This window comes from Streptomyces sp. NPDC058240 (assembly GCF_042882135.1).
Lineage (GTDB): Bacteria > Actinomycetota > Actinomycetes > Streptomycetales > Streptomycetaceae > Streptomyces.
Genome location: NZ_JBHVWT010000001.1, coordinates 235,445 through 238,561, shown reverse-complemented (window position 1 = coordinate 238,561; position 3,117 = coordinate 235,445). Strand labels below are relative to the sequence as shown.

Annotated in this window: 3 protein-coding genes; 2 read left to right on the top strand and 1 reads right to left on the bottom strand. The window is 68.9% G+C overall.

The annotated features are described in order from the left end of the window. Nucleotides 1-553, top strand: a 553-nt coding sequence (locus ACFVX4_RS01070; RefSeq protein ID WP_389970538.1) for a hypothetical protein, incomplete at its 5' end; no start/stop codon positions are given. A gap of 282 nt (nt 554-835) precedes the next feature. On the opposite strand, the gene glnA is transcribed toward ACFVX4_RS01070, so the two are convergent. After that, nucleotides 836-2,245: a type I glutamate--ammonia ligase gene (glnA, locus tag ACFVX4_RS01065; protein WP_093543302.1), complete on the bottom strand. Its 1,410-nt coding sequence runs from the start codon at nt 2,243-2,245 to the stop codon at nt 836-838. 254 nt (nt 2,246-2,499) lie between these two features. On the opposite strand from glnA, the gene ACFVX4_RS01060 reads away from it, so the two are divergent. After that, nucleotides 2,500-2,967, top strand: coding sequence for an RDD family protein (locus tag ACFVX4_RS01060; protein WP_266420180.1), 468 nt, complete (start codon nt 2,500-2,502; stop codon nt 2,965-2,967). Nucleotides 2,968-3,117 lie beyond the last annotated feature (150 nt).

Below are 3,117 nucleotides of genomic sequence, written 5' to 3'. Positions count from 1 at the left end.
ACGACTGCTCCGGGTACCGGTGGCGGGACGACTGCTCCGGGTACCGGTGGTGGCACGACTGCTCCGGGTACCGGTGGCGGGACGACTGCTCCGGGTACCGGTGGCGGGACGACTGCTCCGGGTACCGGTGGTGGCACGACTGCTCCGGGTACCGGTGGCGGGACGACTGCTCCGGGTACCGGTGGCGGGACGACTGCTCCGGGTACCGGTGGTGGCACGACTGCTCCGGGTACCGGTGGCGGGACGACTGCTCCGGGTACCGGTGGCGGGACGACTGCTCCGGGTACCGGTGGTGGCACGACTGCTCCGGGTACCGGTGGCGGGACGACTGCTCCGGGTACCGGTGGCGGGACGACTGCTCCGGGTACCGGTGGTGGCACGACTGCTCCGGGTACCGGTGGCGGGACGACTGCTCCGGGTACCGGTGGCGGGACGACTGCTCCGGGTACCGGTGGTGGCACGACTGCTCCGGGTACCGGTGGCGGGACGACTGCTCCGGGCACCGCGACGGGGGCCATGCAATCCGGTACCGGAACCGGCGAGCAACCAGTGATGGCGCCGGCTCTGTGATTCCTTTTCCTGCAGGCGACGAGTCCGGGCTGACGCAGGCGCGAGCCCCCTGCCGGTGTCCCGCGCCCGATAGTTGATCGTCGGCCTGGATCGCCCATCGCCCATGAGCCCTCATCGGTTTCTCGATGAGGGCTCATGAACCTGTGTGGTGCGTCCGATCCGGAGCGGGCCAGGCCGACGCCCCGGCTGTCGTGCCGGGTTCTGCTCCTCCGGTGCCAGTCCCGGATCACCCGACCCCGCTCTTCAGAGGTCGGGAACCCGCTCCTTAGAGGTCGAAGTACAGCTCGAACTCGTGCGGGTGCGGGCGCAGCTGGATCGGGGCGATCTCGTTGGTGCGCTTGTAGTCGATCCAGGTCTCGATCAGGTCGGACGTGAAGACACCACCGGCCTGGAGGTACTCGTTGTCCGCTTCCAGCGCGTCCAGGACGGCCGGGAGGGAGGTCGGGACCTGCTGGACGTTCGCGTGCTCCTCGGGAGCCAGCTCGTAGAGGTCCTTGTCGATCGGCTCGGCGGGCTCGATCTTGTTCTTGATGCCGTCGAGGCCCGCCATCAGCAGCGCGGAGAAGGCCAGGTACGGGTTGGACGACGGGTCCGGGGCGCGGAACTCGACGCGCTTGGCCTTCGGGTTGGAGCCCGTGATCGGGATACGCATCGCGGCCGAGCGGTTGCGCTGCGAGTACACCATGTTGACCGGGGCCTCGAAGCCGGGGACCAGGCGGTGGTAGGAGTTCACCGTCGGGTTGGTGAACGCCAGCAGCGACGGGGCGTGCTTGAGGATGCCGCCGATGTAGTAGCGGGCCATGTCGGAGAGGCCCGCGTAGCCCTGCTCGTCGTAGAACAGCGGGTCGCCGCCGGCCCACAGGGACTGGTGGACGTGCATGCCCGAGCCGTTGTCGCCGAAGATCGGCTTCGGCATGAAGGTCGCGGTCTTGCCGTTGCGCCAGGCGACGTTCTTCACGATGTACTTGAAGAGCATCAGGTCGTCGGCCGCGGCGAGCAGCGTGTTGAACTTGTAGTTGATCTCCGCCTGGCCGGCGGTGCCGACCTCGTGGTGCTGGCGCTCGATCTGGAGGCCGCTGTTCTCCAGCTCCAGGGACATCTCGGCACGCAGGTCGGCGAAGTGGTCGACCGGCGGGACCGGGAAGTAACCGCCCTTGTAGCGGACCTTGTAGCCGCGGTTGTTCTCGACCGCACCGGTGTTCCAGGCGCCGGCCTCGGAGTCGATGTGGTAGAAGCTCTCGTTCGCCGACGTCTGGAAGCGGACGTTGTCGAAGACGTAGAACTCGGCCTCGGGACCGAAGTACGCGGTGTCGGCGATGCCGGTGGAGGCGAGGTACGCCTCGGCCTTCTTGGCCACGTTCCGCGGGTCACGGCTGTACTGCTCGCCGGTGATCGGGTCGTGGATGAAGAAGTTGATGTTGACGGTCTTGTCGCGGCGGAAGGGGTCGACCCGGGCGGTCGACAGGTCCGCGCGCAGTGCCATGTCGGACTCGTGGATGGCCTGGAAGCCGCGGATCGACGAGCCGTCGAAGGCAAGCTCGTCGGCCGGGTCGAAGGTCGCCGCCGGGACGGTGACGTGCTGCATCACACCGGGCAGGTCACAGAACCGGACATCGATGAACTTGACGTCATTGTCGGCGATGTACTTCTTCGCGTCGTCGGCGTTCTGGAACATCCAACTCCTCCTACTCCCGGCCCGGGAGGGACGGGGTTGTAGCTCGTGGTGCGGCCAGTGCGGTGGCACACGCTGGACCCGACCATAGGCAGACCGGATTTCTCAAGCATGACCCATTTGTTTCGCAGAAGTTAACCGAGCCGGGTGTGACCGGCACCTCGTGGCCGGTCCAGGGCCCGCGTTCCGGTCGCTCCGGGGGCCGGTAGCGGCACCCGCCCGGCCGGGCGCTCGGGCGGGCGCAGTACCGTGTTCGGGTGGACAACAGGCAAGTAATCGGATCGTGGCTCTCCGGGCCGCGCGCGGCCGCCGAGGAGATGGGGGCCGACTTCGGCTACCGGGGCAAGCGGCTCGGCCTGCCCGAGCACGGGCCGGGTTCCGTGGCACCGCTCGGCCGGCGGTTCGGCGCGATCTTCATCGACTGGGCCCTGTGCCTGCTGATCGCATACGGGCTGTTCGCTCGCGGTGACCAGCAGGCGGCCGGAAACTGGGCGCTGGGCATCTTCCTCGTGCTGAGCGTGCTCACCGTCGGCACCATCGGCTGCACGCCGGGCAAGCGCATCCTGGGCATCAGGGTCGTCGCCGAGAGCGGTGGCCGGCTGACGTTCGGGCGGGTGATCGTCCGGAGCGTGCTGGTCTGCCTGGTGATCCCGGCCCTGGTCTGGGACCGCGACGGCCGCGGCCTGCACGACCGGCTGGCCCGCGCCGTCCAGGTCCGTATCTGAGGCGAAGAGGCAGAGACGCGAAGAGGCGAAAAGACAGAAGAGGGGGGGGGGGGGGGGAGACGACAGTGGCCTCCCCCCCCCCCTCTTCTCCCCCCCCCACCTCCCCTCTCCCCCCCCCCCCCCCCCCCCCCCCCCCCTCCCGTGACGGCC